This is a genomic window from Pseudomonas sp. A125 (assembly GCF_055409485.1).
Map to the genome: position 1 here is coordinate 220570 of NZ_JBUZVP010000001.1, position 20743 is coordinate 241312.

The 20743-nt window shown below is 58.5% G+C and carries 19 protein-coding genes and 1 pseudogene; 12 read left to right on the forward strand and 8 right to left on the reverse strand.

Annotated elements, in window-relative coordinates; all coding sequences use genetic code 11:
* Positions 1 to 165 precede the first annotated feature (165 nt).
* The gene (locus ACZRN6_RS01055; RefSeq protein WP_322144008.1) at positions 166 to 1398 is read left to right on the forward strand and encodes an anthrax toxin-like adenylyl cyclase domain-containing protein; all 1233 of its coding nucleotides are present in this window, start codon (positions 166 to 168) and stop codon (positions 1396 to 1398) included.
* 66 nt (positions 1399 to 1464) lie between these two features.
* Here ACZRN6_RS01055 and fabV read toward each other — a convergent pair whose 3' ends face one another.
* Complete coding sequence (gene fabV, locus ACZRN6_RS01060) at positions 1465 to 2658, reverse strand: enoyl-ACP reductase FabV (protein ID WP_322144007.1); 1194 nt, start codon at positions 2656 to 2658, stop codon at positions 1465 to 1467.
* A gap of 385 nt (positions 2659 to 3043) precedes the next feature.
* On the opposite strand from fabV, the gene ACZRN6_RS01065 reads away from it, so the two are divergent.
* Together ACZRN6_RS01065 and ppnN are read left to right on the forward strand one after the other, a co-directional pair.
* The gene (locus tag ACZRN6_RS01065; RefSeq protein ID WP_464007025.1) at positions 3044 to 3868 is read left to right on the forward strand and encodes an aspartyl/asparaginyl beta-hydroxylase domain-containing protein; all 825 of its coding nucleotides are present in this window, start codon (positions 3044 to 3046) and stop codon (positions 3866 to 3868) included.
* 147 nt (positions 3869 to 4015) lie between these two features.
* Positions 4016 to 5389, forward strand: coding sequence for a nucleotide 5'-monophosphate nucleosidase PpnN (gene ppnN / locus ACZRN6_RS01070; protein ID WP_322144005.1), 1374 nt, complete (start codon positions 4016 to 4018; stop codon positions 5387 to 5389).
* A 1-nt stretch (position 5390) separates the two neighbouring features.
* On the opposite strand, the gene ACZRN6_RS01075 is transcribed toward ppnN, so the two are convergent.
* Complete coding sequence (locus ACZRN6_RS01075; RefSeq protein WP_322144004.1) at positions 5391 to 5783, reverse strand: RidA family protein; 393 nt, start codon at positions 5781 to 5783, stop codon at positions 5391 to 5393.
* Positions 5784 to 5953: 170 nt separating this feature from the next.
* On the opposite strand from ACZRN6_RS01075, the gene ACZRN6_RS01080 reads away from it, so the two are divergent.
* The 3 genes and pseudogenes from ACZRN6_RS01080 to ACZRN6_RS01090 all read left to right on the forward strand — a co-directional run.
* Complete coding sequence (locus ACZRN6_RS01080; RefSeq protein ID WP_322144003.1) at positions 5954 to 6196, forward strand: AbrB/MazE/SpoVT family DNA-binding domain-containing protein; 243 nt, start codon at positions 5954 to 5956, stop codon at positions 6194 to 6196.
* Positions 6193 to 6588: a PIN domain-containing protein gene (locus ACZRN6_RS01085; protein WP_322144002.1), complete on the forward strand. Its 396-nt coding sequence runs from the start codon at positions 6193 to 6195 to the stop codon at positions 6586 to 6588. The genes ACZRN6_RS01080 and ACZRN6_RS01085 overlap by 4 nt, the downstream gene beginning before the upstream one ends.
* A 16-nt stretch (positions 6589 to 6604) precedes the next feature.
* A pseudogene (locus ACZRN6_RS01090) lies at positions 6605 to 6826 on the forward strand (hypothetical protein); the annotation flags it as partial.
* Between the two features lie 15 nt (positions 6827 to 6841).
* Here ACZRN6_RS01090 and ACZRN6_RS01095 read toward each other — a convergent pair.
* Complete coding sequence (locus tag ACZRN6_RS01095; protein ID WP_464007026.1) at positions 6842 to 7171, reverse strand: YXWGXW repeat-containing protein; 330 nt, start codon at positions 7169 to 7171, stop codon at positions 6842 to 6844.
* Positions 7172 to 7330: 159 nt separating this feature from the next.
* Entirely contained in the window at positions 7331 to 8230 is a 900-nt protein-coding gene (locus tag ACZRN6_RS01100; protein ID WP_464007027.1) for a DMT family transporter, read from the reverse strand.
* A gap of 97 nt (positions 8231 to 8327) precedes the next feature.
* Between ACZRN6_RS01100 and ACZRN6_RS01105 the strand changes: the two genes are divergently transcribed.
* Positions 8328 to 9176 (forward strand): LysR substrate-binding domain-containing protein, encoded by an 849-nt coding sequence (locus ACZRN6_RS01105; protein WP_322143999.1) that lies wholly within the window; start codon positions 8328 to 8330, stop codon positions 9174 to 9176.
* 45 nt (positions 9177 to 9221) lie between these two features.
* Positions 9222 to 12311, forward strand: a complete 3090-nt coding sequence (locus tag ACZRN6_RS01110; protein ID WP_464007028.1) for an HD domain-containing phosphohydrolase — start codon at positions 9222 to 9224, stop codon at positions 12309 to 12311.
* A gap of 89 nt (positions 12312 to 12400) precedes the next feature.
* Here the strand turns inward: ACZRN6_RS01110 and mqo are convergent, their stop codons facing one another.
* A complete protein-coding gene (gene mqo / locus ACZRN6_RS01115) occupies positions 12401 to 14047 on the reverse strand; it encodes a malate dehydrogenase (quinone) (protein ID WP_464007029.1) in 1647 nt (548 codons plus the stop codon).
* A 490-nt stretch (positions 14048 to 14537) separates the two neighbouring features.
* Here mqo and ACZRN6_RS01120 point away from each other — a divergent pair, with 490 nt between their 5' ends.
* Positions 14538 to 15725, forward strand: a complete 1188-nt coding sequence (locus tag ACZRN6_RS01120; RefSeq protein WP_464007030.1) for an MFS transporter — start codon at positions 14538 to 14540, stop codon at positions 15723 to 15725.
* Positions 15726 to 15826: 101 nt separating this feature from the next.
* On the opposite strand, the gene ACZRN6_RS01125 is transcribed toward ACZRN6_RS01120, so the two are convergent.
* Positions 15827 to 16048: a hypothetical protein gene (locus ACZRN6_RS01125; protein ID WP_322143995.1), complete on the reverse strand. Its 222-nt coding sequence runs from the start codon at positions 16046 to 16048 to the stop codon at positions 15827 to 15829.
* Positions 16049 to 16296: 248 nt separating this feature from the next.
* Between ACZRN6_RS01125 and ACZRN6_RS01130 the strand changes: the two genes are divergently transcribed.
* The 3 genes from ACZRN6_RS01130 (at position 16297) to tal (ending at position 18737) form a co-directional block, all read left to right on the forward strand.
* A complete protein-coding gene (locus ACZRN6_RS01130; protein ID WP_322143994.1) occupies positions 16297 to 16434 on the forward strand; it encodes a hypothetical protein in 138 nt (45 codons plus the stop codon).
* 105 nt (positions 16435 to 16539) lie between these two features.
* Complete coding sequence (dusA, locus tag ACZRN6_RS01135; RefSeq protein ID WP_464007031.1) at positions 16540 to 17535, forward strand: tRNA dihydrouridine(20/20a) synthase DusA; 996 nt, start codon at positions 16540 to 16542, stop codon at positions 17533 to 17535.
* 275 nt (positions 17536 to 17810) lie between these two features.
* Entirely contained in the window at positions 17811 to 18737 is a 927-nt protein-coding gene (tal, locus tag ACZRN6_RS01140) for a transaldolase (protein WP_464007032.1), read from the forward strand.
* A gap of 86 nt (positions 18738 to 18823) precedes the next feature.
* Here the strand turns inward: tal and rssC are convergent, their stop codons facing one another.
* Complete coding sequence (gene rssC / locus ACZRN6_RS01145; protein WP_068587814.1) at positions 18824 to 19306, reverse strand: anti-sigma factor antagonist RssC; 483 nt, start codon at positions 19304 to 19306, stop codon at positions 18824 to 18826.
* Positions 19306 to 20487, reverse strand: coding sequence for a two-component system response regulator RssB (gene rssB / locus ACZRN6_RS01150; protein WP_177089715.1), 1182 nt, complete (start codon positions 20485 to 20487; stop codon positions 19306 to 19308). Before rssB ends, rssC begins: the two co-directional genes overlap by 1 nt.
* Positions 20488 to 20743 lie beyond the last annotated feature (256 nt).

Sequence of the window (20743 nt, forward strand, 5' to 3'; positions counted from 1 at the left end):
GCGGGATAAATGGACTGCATAACTACGTCTCGAACCACTTCAGATATGTCCGACAGACCGGACTAGACGGGTTGCTTAGCGTCGAAGGTGCAATCGCTCACACATTTGTCCGGAAGGGAACTCCACAAAACTTACGACACATCGCAATGAAGTTGGAGGTAACCCATGAACACTATTAATACTTCCCTTATTTCTCCATCAAACGCGAGTAGAGCAATGATGGAAAGTCGCCAAATTGAACAGAATGGCGGATCGGTCCCGCTGGAAAAGCCGTCCGTGGAGTCGGCGATCGAACGGGTCAAGGGCCAGACCGGAATTGCGTCAGGCCATCTTGCACCTTTCCAGCGCCTTGCCGCCGAGCACAATACCATCATCGGGGTACGTGCCGTCGAGCCAGTGGCAACCGGGCTGATTGAGGCAGGGCATCCCACCAAGGACTTTCATATCAAAGGCAAAAGTGCCGACTGGGGGCCGCAGGCCGGCCTTATCTGCGTGGACCAGGCGCTCAGTAAACTGGAGAAGTTTGCCGAAAACAATCCGCAGAAAATCGCCAAGGCCAACGAGCAAACCACCGGCAGCATCCAGGATGGCTCTGCGGTTTCAGTTCCGTTGACGGTGTCGAGCAACCGCCTTAACGACCTGCTGAAGCTCGGTAAAATTGATCAGCTCCAAGCCGAGACCCCACACGGCGTCATACGTTTCAGTGCACAAGGGCCAAGCCATCAAATGTATGCATTCGAAGGCAAGCGCCAATCCCCTTTAGATAACAACTTTCAAATCACGCACCAAGGCAAGCCTGTCGAAGTGCTGGCAAAAACCGAAGGTGGCAAGGCCCTGACGGCTGACTATGACTTGTACTTGATCGGCCCTCACCTAAGTGACTTGGGCCCGCAAGACAAACTGCCCGTGCCGGATATCGCCCACAGTGTGTTTAAAGAACGGATTGATGGCTACAAACAGCGCAGTGCAGATCCCAATCAATACGAGGCGCCACATGAACTGCGCGAAGACTATGAAAGCGCCGGTCGTTTTTATCAAAAGGAAGACAGCAACATCGGCAATGCCACGTCGCGAATAGCAAACATGATCCCGGCGATCAATGAGGCGCTGGTGGGGAGCGGAGAGTGGGTAGTTCACCACAATGCTGATTCAGGAAGCCCGGCAACAGATGTTGCTGCCAACTATCCAGTGACCTTTTTCCTGCCTGCCAAACTCGGACGGTTCGACGAAGTCTCCATCATCAGCGACGGCAAGGAAATGGCAGAACTGATCCGGACAGCCAAAGACAGTGGTTACCACATGCCCTTGAACCCACTGTGGGAAAAAGAGGTGGTAAACGTCAGGCGGCCCGCGTTCAGCGAGGCACAAGCGCGCCTCTCTTCATCCCGGACCGCCTGAGGTTGTGAAGTAACCCGGCCACGGCCTTGATAACACTTCTTCAAGGCCGCGGCCTGCTCACTTCGCTTAAGCCTGAACCAGGCCTTTGATCTTCACGGTCGGATTGACGTCAGCGTCGTAGTCCACGCCGTCAATCTCAAAACCGAACAGGCGCAGGAACTCTGCCTTGTAGCCGGCAAAATCGCTGATCTCGTTGACGTTGTCGTCAGAGACCTGATTCCACAGCGCCGCGACCGCGTCCTGAACCTTCGGCTCAAGTTCCTTGAGGTCGGCACGCAGGCGGCCATCGGCGTCGAGCTTGGGCTCTTTGCCATACAGGCTGTCCTTGAACAGGCCGTAGACCTGCTCGATGCAACCTTCGTGGGTGCCCTGCTCTTTCATCACTTTAAACAGCAGCGACAGGTACAGCGGCATGATCGGGATCGCCGAGCTGGCCTGGGTTACCACGGCCTTGAGTACCGACACACGGGCGTCGCCCTTCAGTGCAGCCAGGTTCTCGCGCAGGGTCAGGACTTTTTTGTCCAGGTCTTTCTTGGCCTCGCCAATGGAACCGTTCCAGTAGATGTCCTGGGTCAGCTTCTCGCCGAGGTAGGTGAACGCGGTGGTCTTGGCGCCTTCGGCCAATACATCGGCGTCACGCAGGGCGTCGATCCACAGCTGCCAGTCTTCGCCGCCCATGACTTTCACGGTGCCGTCGATTTCTTCCTGGGTGGCCGGCTCAAGGGTAGTGTCGACCACGACGCCCTTGTCGGTGTTGATGCCGCGCAGGGTTACGGCCTTGCCGATCGGCTTGAGCGTGGAGGTGTGCACCACGCCTTGCGGGTCGGTACGGCGCGGCGCGGCCAGGCTGTAGACCACCAGGTCGATCTTGCCCAGGTCTTTCTTGATGGTTTCGATGGTCAGGCGCTTGATCTCATCGGAGAACGCATCGCCATTGATGCTCTTGGCGTACAGGCCTTTTTCCAGTGCAAACTTCTCGAAGGCGGCGCTGTTGTACCAGCCGGCAGAGCTCAGTTTGCCTTCTTCGCCTTCTTTCTCAAAAAACACGCCCAGGGTGTCGGCACCGCAGCCAAAGGCAGCGCTGATGCGCGCGGCAAGGCCGTAGCCGGTGGAAGCCCCGAGGACCAGCACCTTTTTCGGGCCGCCTTCAATGGCACCGTGTTCGGTCACGTAGTCGATCTGCTCTTTGACATTCGCTTCACAGCCAACCGGGTGAGCGGTCACACAGATAAAGCCACGAACCCGCGGTTTGATGATCATAAAATTTCTGCCTCTTCCAAGGTGCCGAAGGCCAATGGTGGCCATTACAGCGTCAATCGTACCGGTCTATGACGCCCGGAAAACCGAAGCGTCACGATAGTCGCAAATCTTCTGTTCACAAAATGCTATCCGCAACACGCCGGATCCGGCTATCAGCGCGGCATTTTAAGGGGACAACGGTAAAAATCTGTGTAGTGGCTTCACACATTTCCCGCATTTAAAACGCCACGTGCACGCGATAACACCCTATCATGACCGAATCATTTCGATATGTTTCAGCTCAGGCATGATGGCCCGCGGGTTGACTGACGCCTTTGCCTTGGCCTGCGAGTCCATCGCGGACGGTTTTGAAGCAATCGAAAGCCGCCCGATGGAGCCACGTTTCATGAGTAAGAGTGTCATCCGCAAACGCCTGGCGTCCGCCGCCTGGGTACTTGGCGTGTTGCTGTTCATTTATTGCTTCCCGCGCACCACCCTGGTGTTTCTGCTGCTGGTGGTGTTCTGCGGGCTGTACGATTTTTTGCGCAATGGCCTGTACGACGGTGCGACCATTAAAAAGTACTTCATCGGCAACGGCCGCAATACCTGGCTGCTGGCGCCGTTCAATACGCTGTTTGACCTGGTGAGCCAGCGTAATCGCCACGTTTATAAAATGAACGACCTGCCGCCGGCCTGGCGCGAAGACCTGCAAAAGGTCATCGACGATGCGATGGCCAACAAAGACGAAATCATCCAGTACCTGGATGAGCGCATGGCCGAGAAAAAGCGCGGCATGTTGTTCTTCCAATGGTACGGCCGCCCGATCGAGACCAGCCTGGATATCCCGCAACTGCGGGAAAAACTGCCCTACGTGAAAACCATCGGCGTGTCGGTATTCAATGAAAACCGCTCCACCTCGTTTCACTTCGGCCCGCTGCGCATGATGTTCCGCGTGCTCTACAACATGGCACCGGCACCGCATCACGAGGGCGTTTACATCCAGGTCGGCAAGCACAAGCATTACTGGCACGATAACCCGCTGTTTATCTTCGATGACACGCTGATGCATGCCTCCTTCAATAAGAACGATGCCAAGCGCTACTGCCTGTTCATCGATATCGTGCGGCCAACCCGGGTACCGTCCCTGCTCAATGGCCTGATCGCGGGCTTTGCCGGAGCGGTCTTTACCTTGCGGCGGTTTTTCTACAAAAACTGGAAGCTGATTCAGTAACTTCTGCGGCATGATGGTGCGCGACGGTGTTTGCGCTCGGCTCCAGTGCCGAGGAAAATAACCGTCCAATGCGACCGAAAACGGCGCGTACTATCCTCAAGCCACTGGCCTTCCATGGTCCGGTGGCTGTGCTTTCAGGGAATCAGAATGCCCCAAAGACAAGTCATCAATGCCTCCGTAAGCCCTAAAGGCAGCCTTGAAACGCTGTCGCAACGTGAAGTCCAGCAACTGAGCGAAGCCGGTACCGGCAGCATCTACACCCTCTTTCGTCAATGCGCCCTGGCCATCCTCAACACCGGCGCGCATATCGACAACGCCAAGACCATCCTCGACGCCTACAAAGATTTCGAAGTGCGCATCCACCAGCAAGACCGCGGCGTGCGCCTGGAACTGCTGAACGCCCCGGCTGACGCCTTCGTGGATGGCGAAATGATCGCCAGCACCCGTGAGATGCTGTTCAGCGCCCTGCGCGACATTGTCTATACCGAAAACGAACTGGACAGCCAGCGCATCGATCTGAGCAGCTCCCAGGGCATCACCGACTACGTGTTCCACCTGCTGCGCAACGCCCGCACCCTGCGCCCGGGCGTGGAGCCGAAGATCGTGGTGTGCTGGGGCGGGCACTCGATCAATACCGAAGAATACAAATACACCAAGAAAGTCGGCCACGAACTGGGCCTGCGCAGCCTCGACGTGTGCACCGGCTGCGGCCCTGGCGTGATGAAAGGCCCGATGAAGGGCGCGACGATTTCCCACGCCAAGCAACGCATTACCGGCGGGCGCTACCTGGGCCTGACCGAGCCTGGGATCATCGCCGCCGAGGCACCGAACCCGATCGTCAACGAACTGGTGATCTTGCCGGACATCGAAAAGCGCCTGGAAGCCTTTGTGCGCGTCGGTCACGGCATCATCATCTTCCCGGGCGGCGCGGGCACGGCTGAAGAGTTCCTGTACCTGCTGGGCATCCTGATGCATCCGGACAACCGCGACGTGCCGTTCCCGGTGATCCTCACCGGGCCGAAACACGCCGCGCCGTACCTGCAACAGCTGCACGCGTTTGTCGGCGCAACCCTGGGGGACGCGGCCCAGGCCCATTACCAGATCATCATCGATGACCCGGCTGAAGTGGCACGGCAGATGACCGCCGGCTTGAAAGCGGTCAAACAGTTCCGCCGTGAGCGCAACGACGCGTTCCACTTCAACTGGCTATTGAAGATCGACGAGGGCTTCCAGCGCCCGTTCGACCCCACCCACGCCAACATGGCCAGCCTGCAACTGAGCCACGCGCTGCCGCCCCATGAACTGGCAGCCAACCTGCGCCGGGCGTTCTCGGGGATCGTGGCGGGCAACGTCAAGGACAAGGGTATTCGCCTGATCGAGCAGAACGGGCCGTATGAGATTCATGGCGACCCGGCGATCATGAAGCCGCTGGATGAGTTGCTGAAGGCATTTGTGGAGCAGCACCGGATGAAACTGCCGGGCGGCGCTGCCTATGTGCCGTGCTATCGCGTGGTGCAGTGAGTCAGCGCTGAACCGCGACGCACTTGATCTCCAGCAGCAAGCCCGGGTTAGCCAGTTCTGATACACCGATGACTGTCCAGGCGCACAACCCGCGGGGGAACAGGCGGTTTTTCACTTCACGGAAAACCGCCATGTGTTCGCTCATGTTCACGTGGTAGGTGGTCATGTCGACCACGTCTTCGAACGTACAACCACCTTCCTCCAATACCCGCCGCAGGCTCTCCCAGGCGGCGACGAATTGCGCCTCGGGGTCGGTGATGACTTCCAGGTTTTGCGTACGGCCGACCTGGCCCGCGCAGTAGAGGGTCTTGCCGACTTTTACCGCCGGGACGTAGCCGGCGCGCTCGACGATGGGGCGCATGGCAGCGGGGATGATGAGCTGGCGATCCGTCATATGTTGTATCTCTTCAGGCCGTTATCAGGCGTGTCGATGGGGATGGTTCGGACTATCGTTTTACCTGTTCCCACCCACCTATGCCAGATGAGCAACCTATGGACCAATTTATCTTGCCCTCCCCTATTCCTTACCCTAAGGTAAGGAGTATCACGAGAGAGGCTGTCAACATGGCTACCGCCACACTCACATCAAAAGGACAAATCACTATCCCCGTTCAAGTCCGGGCCGCACTTGGGCTGGACACTGGTGACCGCGTCGAGTTTGTCGAAATGGAAGATGGCAAATTTGCCATCATCGCGGCCAGCAAAACGGTAACGGACCTCAAGGGGCTGATCCGCAAACCCGCCAAGCCCGTCAGCCTCGAAGAAATGCACCAGGCCATCGCTGCACAGGGAGCAAAAGCGCGATGATCGGACTGGATACCAATGTGCTGGTGCGCTACGTCACCCAGGATGACCCTGTTCAATCGCCAAAGGCATCCAGACTGATCGAATCCCTCACCACGGCCTCACCGGGTTTTGTCAGCCTGGTTTCAGTGGTGGAATTGGTGTGGGTCCTGCAGTCCTGCTACCAGTCAGCCAAGAGCGATGTGGTTGCGGTCCTGGAGACGCTGCTACGCACTCGGGAACTGACCGTAGAGCACGCGGAAGTTATCTGGCAGGCACTGCGGCGATTTACAGGCACCAAGGGCGATTTCGCCGACTGCCTGATTGAACGCTGTGCCCACGCAGCGGGATGCGAATATACGGCGACATTTGACCTCGACGCAGCCAAGGCTACGGGCATGCGGCGGCTTACCTGAAACGCCGCGTTGCGGCAACGTGAAGGGCAAGGCCGCCGGCACGCCGATCAACCTGGATATCCCGCAATACGCACTGCATGTTGACGAAGGCACAGGCAAGCAAACACCGGTGATTCTCATCCAGGCAGAAGAGAACGGCGACGTAGAAGCGGTGGGTTACAAGGAGCTGGGCACCGGCCAGTTGGGCGCGGCGCTGTTCAGGGAAGTTCGGCTTCTGGGTACAAAGAAGCCGATTTAAGCCACCGGAAAACGGTCAGCGAACCCAACCGCCGCCCTGCCAGTGATAGCCGTCATTGCGCTGTACCCAATGCGGATGCACATAGCGATAGCCTGGGCGCTGCGGCTCCCAGTGGCCATGCACGGCCATATAACGCCCGCCTTCCCAACGCCAGTAACCGCGCGACCACAGGTAGCCCGGCCGCCCTTCGGGCTCGACCTCGATAACCTGCACCGGCGGCGGTTGTGGCGCGACGACTTCTACATATTCACGCTGCACCGGTCGTCGATCATGCACGACCCGCTCCTCTACACACCCGGAAGCCGCGACGACCAACGCCGCCAATGCCGCATAACGTAACAACATACAGAACCCTCGGGCGTCACCGCCCAGCGTTTATTCCAGTAAAAAAATGCCCCCTTGTTCCAGCCGCGCTCCTGCTTGGCTATAAGACTTTTTAACAGGTGCCAACTGTCAGGTTGCTGAACCCACAGGCAGACTTAAGGTAAAGAAAAACTGACCTTTTCAGGAGGTACACACGGCCGCTGGCTGTTTAACGCGGACCAGAATCAGCCCCGCCACCACCACGGCGATCCCTGCGTACGTCGATGCATGAATCACGTCGCCAAACATCACGGCGGCCCACACCAGCGTCACGGGTGGCTCCAGGTACACCAACGCCGCCACGTGGGTGGCCGTCATGACCCGCAGCAACAGCCACAGGCTCAGGTAAGCGACGAAGGTAGAAAACACCGTCAGCCAAATGATGGAGATCAATACGTCCGGGGATCGAGGAATACTCAACGTATCGGTGTACAACACTGCTGCGCTAAAGCCGATCAAGGTCAACAACGATTGGATAAACAACGCCAGGCCAAGGTCGCCGGACTGAGCCCGTGCCGCCCGTCGTTCGTACAGCGTGGCCACGGTGAGACCGAGCGCCGACACCAGCGGCAGTAAATAGGTGACCAACCCGACGTCGGTGCCGCCGTTGCGGTATTGCCCGGCGATCACAATCGACACACCGGCGAAACCGATCACCAACCCCAGCCACTGCCAGGCGCCACTGCGCTCGGCCACGCAGCCCGATGACAAAGCAGCCGTCATCAACGGTTGCAATGCCGCAATGATCGCCGCAATCCCCGGCGGCAAACCGTTCTGGATCGCCACGTAGACACAGGTCAAATAGAGAAACTGCGAGAGAAAACCAATCACCGCGTGATGGCGGATGCACGTCCAGGAAACCTTCAGCAGCCGCACGTTCAAAAACACCGCCAGGCACACCGAGACCAACAAAAACCGCCAGAACAGCACGTTGAAAATGCCATCGCTGCGGGTCGCCAATTTCGCGCCGATAAAGCCCGAACTCCACGACAGCACGAACACCATCTGTAACAGCAGCAGCCCCAAGGTTGATCGTTTCATAGAGCCTCCGGTTGGCTTGATTGACCGAAAGGCTAAGGGCCGCGCATGATTCTGTATATTTGAATAAGCCGCACCACTAATCCTTAAAAGTGGAATCATGAGCAAACACCTGAACATCGACCTGTTGCGCACCTTCCACGCGGTGGCCCGCTTTCAGCGATTCAACGAAGCGGCCAATCACGTGCACCGCAGTGCCTCGACCGTGACCACTCAGATTCAAAAGCTCGAAGACCAAGTTGGCCAACGCCTGTTCAGCCGCAACAACCAAGGGGTTGAGCTGACCATGTATGGCAAGAAACTCCTCGGTGAAACCACCGAGTTCCTCAAGAGCCACGACCGTTTGCTGGCGTCCCTTACGCCGCAACGCATGCAGGGCAAAATCCGCCTGGGTTTACCTGACTCGTATGCGCCAGACTTCATGCAGGATTTTCTGCCCCGTCTGGTCGCCGACAACCCGCTGCTGGAACTGGAGGTGGAAGCGCGCTCCAGCGGCGAATTGCTCGCATTGTTCAACAGCAAGCAACTGGACCTGGCCCTGGTTGTCAGCGCCCAGCCTTTGGAGCAAGGCGAACGCCTGGGGAAAATTCAGCCGCTGTGGGTCGCCGCCGAACACTTCAGCTATCCACAGCAGGCGCCGCTGCCGATTGCCGTGCAACTGTCAGGCTGCCCTTATCGGGCTGCGGCGATTCGGGCGCTGAAGGAGCACGGCACTTACTACCGGGTGCTGCTGGAAAGCGCCAGTTCGCCCGCCGTTGAGGCCTGTATCCGCAGCGGGATGGCGGTGGGCCTGATGGAAGAAAGCCGGATGGGTAAGGGATTGACCCGTGTGATTGCCAGGGCCGGATTGCCCCCATTGCCGGTGCATCACCTGTACCTGCTGGGCGATAGCAGCAACCTGTTGGCGCTGCATGTGCATGAGCAGGTCAAAGCCGGCTTCAGCGTCTAGGACGAACCGAACCGCAGCAGCACCGCGTCGACAAATCGCCGCAGCGTGACGCAGTGGCGCTGCCCGCCGGTGACGGGTACACGCCCAGACAGTAAACCCTGTAGAAACCCGCTGGCGAGTATCGTATCCGGCCGGTCCTTACGCGCCGCGGGTCCCGCAAATACGACCTATAGTCACACGACGAACCATTTCGAAGGGTTGCTGCACATGCCATCTCGCCGCGTCCCGCTCTACGTGCATATCTCCTATCTGTTCGTCGGGTTACTGGTGCTATTTGCACTGATCAACCTCAGCTATCAGTTCCTGCAGACCAAGCGATTCATGGCTGATGAAGCACGTCTGCGCTTCGAGATTGCCGGGCAACTCACTCTCAAGGAATTACAAAACCTCTACGGTCCCGCCGAACTCAGCGCGGGCCTGCTGTCCCAACAACGCTTGATGAACGCCACCACGCTGGAAGAGCGGCTCGACAGCATCCCGTTTCTGGTGACCCTGCTCAAGAGCCAGCCTGCGGTGCAGAGCGCATACATAGGCTATGGCACCGGCGACTTCTTCATGGTGTTTCGCGGGAGTGAAAGCTCAACCCTCGATCCCAGGTTCTTGCCCCTGCCAGGTACCGCCTGGGTCGTACAGAACATTCACGCGCGTGACGGCAAGCACGCTGGTGAATACCTGTACCTGGCGCAAGACTTATCCGTCCTGGAGCGCCGGGCCGATCCTGGTGATCAGTACGACCCGCGCACACGCCCGTGGTACGACGGGGCAAAGTCCCAGGGAAAGCTTTTTGTAACAGAGCCATATCCGTTTTTCGATACAGGAGAAGTCGGCGTCAGTTTTGCCCAGCCGACACAAAATGGCGCCGGGGTTGTGGGCGTTGATATCAGTTTGCACTCCATCGACCGACTGCTGCTGTCGGCCAAAATAACCCCGGGGTCGCACCTGACCATACTCAATAGCAAGAACGAGGTGATCAGCTCTGAAAAGGGATCGCGTTTGATCTCAACCAGTAATGGCGAAAACCGCCTGGCGCGCCTGGATGAGCTAAGTCTGCCGGTGACTCAACAATTTGTGGCGGCAGCGGCCACCCAACACAACGACCGATTAAGCCTCGGTACGCGCGACGGTGAATGGCAAGGCATGCGCGTTGCACTGCCGCTGGCAGACACCGGAAATCTCGCGCTATGGATGACAACGCCCTATAGAGAGCTCATGGCCGATGCCATCGCCACTCGAAACAAAGGCTTGCTCATCTCCCTCGCGTTTCTTGCCGTGGGCATCCTTGTTGCGCTGGCAATGTCTCGGGCGGCATCCCGGCCCCTGGCAGCATTGACCCAACAAGCGGGGCAGATAGAACAGTTCAACTTTGAAGCGTCCACGCAAGTTAAATCAAATATCGCTGAAGTGATCGACCTGGCGCATGCGATGGGCAGCATGAAGACGACCATTCAGCATTTTTTGGAACTGTCGAGGGTGCTGTCCAGCGAGACCAACTTTCAGAACCTGCTGGCGCGTTTGCTGATGGAAATGCAGGGGATCACCGGTGCCCAAGGCGGCTTGATCTATCTGGCTGATGCCAATGCCAGCCATTTGAAAGTGGCGCGAGTGCGTTGGGGCAATCAGCTGCGGGAAACAGCCGAGGATACGCCAATTGAACTGGCCGATAACCCGGGCGATCCGCTGGTGCAGGCCCTGAACACACCCCTGGCAAAACCTGAGCGATTAAGCCGGGAACAACTTCAGACCCACTTTGGTTTTCTGGGCGATATCCAAACGTCACTGACGCTTTGGGCGTTACCGCTGAAGGACCGCAACGGTGTATTACTGGGTGCCCTGGCCTTGCTCGTGGATGAGAACGAGCGACCACTTACACCCTCGCTGATGGCATTCGTAGAAGCACTGTCGAGTACGGCCGCCATCGCCCTTAACACCCAGCGGCTGATTGACGAGCAGAAGACGCTGCTGGAGTCGTTTATCCAGTTGATTGCCGGTGCGATCGATGCCAAAAGCCCCTACACAGGCGGCCACTGCCAGCGCGTCCCCGAACTCACCAAAATGCTCGCCCATGCGGCCTGCGCGGAAAAAGACGGGCCATTCAAGGATTTCGCGCTCAGTGAAGAACAGTGGGAAGCGTTGCATATTGCGGCGTGGCTACACGACTGCGGCAAAGTCACTACGCCTGAATACGTAGTCGACAAAGCCACCAAACTTGAAACACTGTATGACCGCATTCACGAGGTGCGGATGCGCTTCGAGGTGCTCAAGCGCGACGCCGAACTCGACTACTGGAAAGGTCTCGCCGCTGGCGGCGCAGCCGAAGCATTACAAACCGAATTGACCGAAAAACTGGCGCAACTGGATGACGATTTCGCCTTTGTGGCCCAGTGCAATATCGGCGGGGAGTTCATGGCGCCGGAGCGCGTTGAGCGCATGCAGCAACTGGCCAACTACACGTGGCGACGCACACTGTCGGACCGTCTCGGCGTCTCCCATGAAGAAAATGCGCGTAAACAACGTTCGGCTGAAGCAGAGCTTCCCACCCTGGAACCATTATTGGCCGACCGCCCCGACCACCTGTTCCCGCGCAGCGAGCGTGAAACCCTCAGTGACGACAATCCTTATGGCTTCAAGGTCAAGGTTCCCGAGCACCTCTATAACCGTGGAGAGCTATACAACCTGTGTATTGGCCGCGGCACCCTGACCGAAGAAGAGCGCTACAAGATCAACGAACACATCATCCAGACCATCAGCATGCTGGAAAAACTGCCGTTCCCGCGCCACCTCCAGCAAGTCCCGGAAATAGCTGGCGGCCACCATGAAAAAATGGACGGCAACGGCTACCCGAAACGCCTCACCCGTGAGCAAATGAGCTGGCCGGCACGCATGATGGGCATCGCGGATATTTTCGAGGCACTGCCGGCCGTCGACAGGCCCTACAAAAAGGGCAAGAAGTTGTCGGAAGCGATCAAGATCATGGGCTTTATGAAACAGGACCAGCACATTGATCCGCAGGTTTTCGACCTGTTCCTGCGCTCGGGAATCTACCTTGAATACGCCAGGCGCTACCTGCCCGACGAGTTGATTGACACCGTGGACATCCAGCCCTACCTGGACGTGAACAGCCCAGAAGACGCTTGACCCACAGCCAACAAAAAGCCCGCTGACCGTTACCGGTTCAGCGGGCTTTTTACATCGGCGGGGTCCTGAGCCAGGACCCCACCAACGTCTTACAGCGCGAGGTCAGAAGCTGGCTTGCTCGGCTCAACCGCAGGCTGGGCAGCCTCGGTGGCCTTAGGAGCGGTCAGCTGCGGAATCGCTGGTGGAGGCGTCAGTTGCAGAATGTTGGCGGTGTAGGCCCATTCTTTAGCCACAGCTTCAGGACTGTCGTTCAGCTTGGTGCCGTAGCTAGGCACGATCTGATGCAGCTTTTCCTGCCAGGCCGGGGAAGCCACCTGATCCTTGAACACTTTCTGCAGCACGGTCAGCATGATCGGAGCCGCGGTGGACGCGCCTGGCGATGCACCCAACAGGCCTGCGATGGTGTTGTCGGCGGAGCTGACCACTTCGGTACCGAGTTTCAGGACGCCGCCCTGCTCTTCGTCACGCTTGATGATCTGCACACGCTGACCGGCTTGCCACAGGCGCCAGTCTTCTTTCTTGGCGTTCGGGAAGTATTCTTTCAGGGCGTTGAAGCGGTCGTCATCCGACAGCATCAGTTGGCCGGCAAGGTACTCGACCAGCGGGTATTCGCGGATACCGACTTTGGTCATTGGCCAGATGTTGTGGGTGGTGGTGCTGGTCAGCAGGTCCAGGTACGAGCCTTCTTTCAGGAACTTGGTCGAGAAGGTGGCGAATGGGCCAAACAGAATCACACGCTTGCCATCCAGCACGCGGGTGTCCAGGTGCGGAACCGACATCGGCGGTGCGCCAACCGAAGCTTTACCGTAGGCCTTGGCCAGGTGCTGCTCGGCAACCGTTGGGTTATCGGTCACCAGGAACGAACCACCCACAGGGAAGCCTGCGTATTCCTTGGCTTCAGGAATGCCCGACTTCTGCAGCAGGTGCAGTGCACCGCCGCCTGCGCCGATGAACACGAACTTGGCGTCGGTTTCAGTCTTGCTGCCGTCTTTCAGGTTTTTGTAGCTGACACGCCAGGTGCCGTCGGCGTTCTTGGTGATGTCCTGCACTTCGCTCGACAGTTTCAGGTCGAACTTCGGCGTAGTTTGCAGGTGAGCGACGAACTGGCGAGTGATCTCGCCGAAGTTCACGTCCGTACCGATCGGGGTCCAGGTGGCCGCGATTTTCTGGTTCGGGTCACGCCCTTCCATCATCAACGGGACCCATTTGGCGATTTGCGCCCGGTCTTCGGAGTACTGCATGCCGGCGAACAGCGGGCTCGCTTGCAGCGCTTCGTAACGCTTCTTCAGGAACTTGATGTTGTCATCGCCCCACACGAAGCTCATGTGCGGAGTGGAGTTGATGAACGAACGCGGGTTCTTCAGGACGCCCTGCTGAACCTGCCACGACCAGAACTGACGGGAGATCTGGAACGCCTCGTTGATCTCGACCGCTTTCGGGATTTCAACGTTGCCGTTCTTGTCTTCCGGGGTGTAGTTCAGTTCAGCCAACGCCGAGTGACCGGTACCGGCGTTGTTCCAGCCGTTGGAGCTTTCTTCGGCCACGCCATCCAGGCGCTCGACCATCTCCATCGACCAGTCCGGTTGCAGCTCGTTGAGCCACACACCCAGGGTTGCACTCATGATGCCGCCGCCGATCAGCAGCACATCGACTTTCTTTGCCTCTTCCGCGTGAACGGACGTGATCCCCATCGACAAAGCCAGCCCCAGCAGGGCAGTGTTTACTTTTTTAAACATCAGTAGCACCTATGATAAAACGCCATCCGCCCCACTGCCCCTGATCCTGGGAGACCCTGATTTACGCCGCGCCAGGCAACGCACCGCAGGTTTCCACATTCATGAGGGCCGCAGGGTGGGCACACAAGGTCGATGCATCGACCTCACTTTTATGTCCCTTCTGCGCTGACTTCTTATCATTATTGGCTTCAGCTACCTGGGCGACAGCCAACCGCCGGGACGTATACGGATGTACGCACGGAGGAAAGACTAGACCAGGACGGCGCGCAGAATATCACGGCAGGCGGCCGATATGCGCTGTTTGGCCAATTGACAGCTCTAAATCGCGGGTTTTGGCGCGAGCGTGTCAAGCCTGGCAGCCGCGACGTGGCGTCACAGGCGCCTTGATGAAACTGAACGATCACGCGTCACGCCGTTCTAGACACCTTCACCGCCGCTTGCGTAGCATCGTCGGCTCTGCACCGTGTCATCCATCCAAACAGAGCGATCCATGTCTATCCACCAAACTCCCGGGCACGTGCTGCCCGCGCGCAGCGCCGCCAAAATGGAAGCTGCCATGGCCGTGGGCGCATTCGCGATCGGCACCGGCGAATTTGCCATCATGGGCTTGATGCCCGACATCGCCCACAACCTCAATCTCAGCGAACCTCAGGTCGGCCATGCCATCAGCGCCTACGCGTTAGGCGTGATGGTCGGCGCTCCACTGCTGGCGATCCTCGGCGCCAAATTGCTGCGCAAACACATGCTCCTGCTGCTGATGGGCCTGTATGCCCTGGGCAACCTGGCCACGGCATTTACCCCGACCTTCGGCTCACTGGTGGCTTTTCGCTTTATCAGCGGCCTGCCTCACGGCGCCTACTTCGGCATCGCCGCCGTGGTCGCCTCCAGCATGGTGCCCAACGACAAACGCGCCGGCGCCGTGGCCCGCGTAATGATGGGCCTGACCCTGGCCATGCTGCTCGGCAACCCCATCGCCACCTTCCTCGGTCAACACTTTGGCTGGCGCTCGGCGTTCGCGCTGGTCAGCGCCATCGCCCTGTGCACCATCGCGCTGGTGTGGCAATTCGTCCCGGACCGCCACGACGAACCGCGCAGCGACCCACGCAAAGAACTGCGCGCCTTCACCAAACCACAGGTGTGGATGGCGCTGTCGATTGGCGCTATTGGGTTTGCCGGGATGTTTTGCGTGTTCAGCTACCTGGCGCCGACCATGCTGGAGGTGACCAAAGTGTCGCCGCAGTGGATCCCATTCGGCTTGGCTGCGTTTGGCGTAGGCGGCATCATTGGCAACATCGCCGGCGGCAAGCTGTTTGACCGCCTGCAATTTCGCGCAGTGGGTTGGATCATCGTGTGGTCGATGGCCGTGCTGATTTTCTTCACCTTCGCCGCGAGTTCGCTGTGGAGCGTACTGCTGGGCATCGGCCTGGTCGGCACCATGATTGCCATGGCCGCACCGCTGCAAATCCGCTTGATGGACATTGCTCATGAAGCACCAAGCCTGGCGGCGGCGTCCAACCACGCGGCGTTCAACCTGGCGAATGCGCTAGGCCCGTGGTTGGGTGGGATGGCGATTACGGCGGGGTATGGATGGACCAGTACTGGATACATCGGTGCTGCAACAGCGTTGGTAGGTTTGGGCATCTACCTGATAGCCCGCCGCATGAAGGGCGGCCATTAACACCACACCTCCAAAGCCCGCCCACGATCCAATGTGGGAGCGAGCTTGCTCGCGAAAGCGGTGGGTCAGTCACCCAGTAAATGACTGCCCCGCCCGCTCAGTCAGTCATCATGCAACAACCCCGAACCATACTCCCCATAGCTACTCCCCAGCGCACTGCCCCCAAAACTCATCTTGGCGGCTTTGCTGGGGCTATGGTCACCAAAGGCCTGGCATCCGCCGGTGAAACAAGGGTCGCTACTCACGCCCGATGAACCCGACGAACAAGCAGCCAACAGCAACGTACCAGCGACCATCGCGACTTTGACGAGATTGGAGATCATTTTAAATTCCCTGTGGACTGGAGGCGTGGGCATACCCTCTTATCGGTGTGAGCGTAGGCCTTAACATCCGTGAGAATTATGAAACCTTACCGGGCGACAGTGTTGGTTCAGCTTGATGTCGTTTTGGCGACGAATTATCCCGGCACATATTCTGATTGGCGATATCAACAGTTAGCTCCTACATATTAAATCCGACCGGGGCATCAATTCAGATGATCCGGCGACCTACATTCAGGGAACCTCAGGTAATGGCTAAAGACGAAAAAACCAGTGAAAGCGTCGCGTCAAAAGCAGCGAAGCTGCTGGCGGATCCGAGCACGCCGCCGGATGTAAAATCTGTGGCCGCGTCGGCGCTGACTCAAGCGCCTGACAAACAGAAGAAATAGGCTGAAACCGTGCCAGGGTGGCTGAAGCTCTGGCACTGACGGCCACGGGAGTGGACCCATTCCTGTTAAACTGTCGGCCCTTCGCCTTTTCCACCTCAGATCCCAATGTCCTCACCTATCGCACCAACCCCATCGTTCTCCCGTCGCTTCTCCGTTGCACCTATGATGGATTGGACTGACAGACACTGCCGCTTCTTCCTGCGCCTGCTCTCCAAAAACACCCTTCTCTACACCGAGATGGTGACCACCGGCGCGATCCTCCACGGCGACCACGAACGCTTCCTGCGCCACAACGAGGCCGAGCATCCACTCGCCCTGCAGTTGGGCGGCAGCGTCCCCGCGGACCTGGCCGCCTGCGCCCGTATGGCCCAGGACGCCGGTTACGACGAAGTGAACTTGAACGTCGGCTGCCCAAGCGACCGGGTGCAAAACAACCTGATCGGCGCGATCCTGATGGCGCACCCTGCTTTGGTGGCGGATTGTGTGAAGGCCATGCAGGACGCGGTCTCGATCCCCGTGACGGTTAAGCACCGCATCGGTATCAATGGCCGGGACAGTTACGCCGAGCTATGCGATTTCGTCGGCCAGGTGAAGGACGCGGGCTGCACCAGTTTCACCGTGCATGCGCGCATTGCGATTCTGGAAGGTCTGTCACCGAAGGAAAATCGGGACATCCCGCCCTTGCGCTACGACGTCGCCGCGCAGTTGAAGCAGGATTTTCCGCAGCTTGAGATCATTCTCAACGGCGGGATCAAGACGCTTGAGCAATGCCAGGAGCATTTGCAGACCTTTGACGGTGTAATGCTCGGTCGCGAGGCTTATCACAATCCGTATTTGCTGGCCGAAGTGGATCAACAGCTGTTTGATAGCACCGCGCCGGTGATCACCCGTGCGGAGGCGCTGGCGCAGTTGCGTCCTTATATAGCCGAACACTTGGCGACAGGTGGCTCGATGCATCACATCACCCGCCACGTGCTGGGGCTGGGGACGGGTTTCCCGGGGGCGCGGAAGTTTCGGCAGTTGTTGTCGGTGGATATTCACAAGGCCAGTGATCCGCTGGCGTTGCTGGATAAGGCTGGGGAATTGTTGGAGGGGCGGTGATTGGGGTGTCAGTGGGTTTATCTGGAGCCTGACACTGCGCTTTCGCGAGCAAGCTCGCTCCCACATTTGAATGGGAGTACATCATGGAGATTGGGTGGTCATCGGGCAGTCAGGTTGAACCTGCTGACTGTTTTGGCCTCTTATTCAGCAGTGGCCGGTGATTCAAACGGCTGTTTTCAGGTTGTTGCCCTCGCAAACGATCGAATGCATTTGCGCCCTTGAGCGGCTGTCAGCGCTCGGGTAATGTCATCAGACCCACAGGACAGAGCACGCCCATGACTTCCAAGCTGGAACAACTCAAGCAATTCACCACCGTAGTAGCCGATACCGGCGATTTTTCGACTCTCGCCAAGCTCAAGCCGCAAGACGCCACTACCAACCCTTCCCTGCTGCTCAAGGCCGCATCGATCCCGGCGTATGCCAAGCTGCTGGATGAGTGCGTTGCCGACTGCAACGGCGACGTAGGCCTGGCCAGCGACCGTTTCGCGGTAGCCGTCGGCCAGGAAATCCTCAAAGTGGTGCCCGGCCGTATTTCCACCGAGGTGGATGCCCGCCTGTCATTCGATACCGACGCGGTACTCAAGCGCGCGCATCGTTTGATCGACCTGTACGACAAGGCCGGCGTTGGCCGCGACCGCGTGCTGATCAAGATCGCCTCCACCTGGGAAGGCATCCGCGCCGCCGAGCAGCTGGAAAAAGAAGGCATCCAGACCAACCTCACGCTGCTGTTCTCCTTCGCCCAGGCCGTGGCTTGCGCTGAAGCCGGCGTGTTCCTGATTTCGCCGTTCGTGGGCCGTATCTACGACTGGTACAAGAAGGCCAACGGCAACGACTACACCGGTACCGATGATCCGGGCGTGCAGTCGGTGACGCGCATCTACAATTACTACAAGGCCAATGGCTACAAGACCGTGGTGATGGGTGCGAGCTTCCGTAACCTGAGCCAGATCGAAGAGCTGGCCGGTTGTGACCGCCTGACCATCAGCCCGGACCTGCTGGAGAAACTGGCTGCCGACGATGGCAAGGTGGAGCGCAAGCTGGCGCCAGGCCATGCAGGTGAGGCTCGTGTGCACTTGACCGAAGCGCAGTTCCGTTGGGAATCCAACGAAGATGCGATGGCCACCGAGAAGCTGGCCGAGGGCATTCGTCAGTTCGCCCGTGACCAGGAAAAACTCGAAGCGCTGTTGACCGCCAAGCTCTAAAAACGGGCGACGGCAAAAAGGGCGGTACCCTCGCGGGTACCGCCCTTTTTCGTGCCTGGCTCTTTTTTAAAAGAGGCAGCTATAACTCAGTGGCGCTCCAGCGCATTCACCAGGTCGTGGAACGCCTCGCGGTTGGAGTCGTTCAAGCCCATCAGGATCTTGTGGGCTTCCAGCACCTTGATCCGTACCACTTCCTCGGACTGGTCCTGGGATGGCAGGTCGGTCAGGCATTCCGGGCACGGGATCGGGCGGTCAACGATGTTGAACACTTGATCAAAACCCATGGACTGCAACAGACGGGTGATGTCTTCGTGGGTGGTGACGACAGTCGGCAGCAGTCCGACCTTCTGCCGAGACAGAATGGACAACTTGGCCAACAACCCAAGGGTGGTGCTATCGATGCTGCGGGTTTCGGTCAGATCGATCACGATCGCCGAGAAATTCAAGGCTGTGAAGATCCGCTCAATCGTCGCGTCCAGCGCCGAACACAAGGTAAGGCGCACTTCACCGACAAACTTCAGGACAAAAGTCCCGTCTTGCTCGGCGAATTGGATTCTTCCGGTACTCATCAAAGATTCCTGCTCAACACCAATAGGGCGATATCATCCGGCATCTCCCCTAGCGTGGCCAATCCAAAAACCTGCCGCAGGCCATCCAGGCTGCCGCCCGCCGACCTGACCCGTTGGGGCAAGGCGGCTTCTTTCTCTTTGAGTGTAGGCTCTGGCAAAAGGTCCAGGATACCGTCGGACATCAGCGTCAGGCTGAATGTCGGCGGTAGCTCCAGGATGTGGTCTTCATAGGTGGCTTCATTGAACAAGCCCACTGGTAAACCACGCCCTTCCAGGTAACGCACACTGTCTGGAGTGTATAAAACCGGCAATGGCAGGTGACCGCCAATGCTGTAGGTCAAAAGACCCGTTTCTTCATCAATCACGCCGCCGACCATCGTCACGTGCTTGCCCAGCTTGCAGCTGATCAGGCCTCGGTTGATGTGGCCCAGCACTTGCGAAGGGGTGAACTCCGGCAAGGTGCCATTGCGCTTGGATTCGAACAACAGCCGTGTGGTCATGAACTTCAACAACACGGTCACGAATGCCGAGGAGGCGCCGTGGCCGGAAACGTCGGCCAGGTAGAACGCGACACGCCGCTCATCAACGCGGAAGTAGTCGACAAAATCACCCGACAGGTACAGCGACGGGATGATCTGGTGGGCAAACTTGAACTCGTCGATGGTCCACGGGCTCACCGGCAGCATATTCATCTGCACCTGGCGACCGGCATTCTGGTCTTCCTGGAGCAGGTTCAGGCTGGCTTCGAGTTCGCGGTTGGCGGTTTCGAGCTTTTCACGGTAACGCTGGTTTTCCAGCAGCAACCGTGCACGATCCAGGGCGCGGCGCACCGAGTGCTCCAGCACCGCCAGGTCTTCCAGGGGCTTGATCAGGTAGTCGGCGGCGCCCAGGCGCAAGGCCTCGACGGCATCGTTCATCACGCCGGCACCGGACACGACGATCACCGGCGTCTGCGGGGAAAGGTCGGTCACCTGGCGGATCAGCTCAAGGCCGCCCACCTGAGGCATGCGCAGGTCGCAGATCACAAGGTCGGGCTTGTCGCGCTCGAATACCTGGAGACCCTGGAGGCCGTTGCTGGCCTGCAGGACGCTGAAGCCACTGTCTTCCAAATAGGCCGCGAGACTCGCGCGCACTACTTCGTCGTCATCGATTATCAGCAGCGTGGCACTGGTTTTCTGCATGTGGGCAAACGGCGCCAGAATTAGGTTGGCGTAGGCAGCTCGACAATGGCCGGGCTCACTACTGGATTCGCTTTCTAGCCTCTCTGTCCTACAAAGCGCCGGGATATTGCCCATGCACAAAGGTAAAGCAGAGGTGCCCTTCTAAGGCGCAGACGGTACTCCCATCCGCCAGGGGTTTCAAGCTCATGGCGATGGTCGCCGGGCGTCTTTACATCGCAAATCACCGGTGGTTATAAGAACGCATAAAACCGCGACG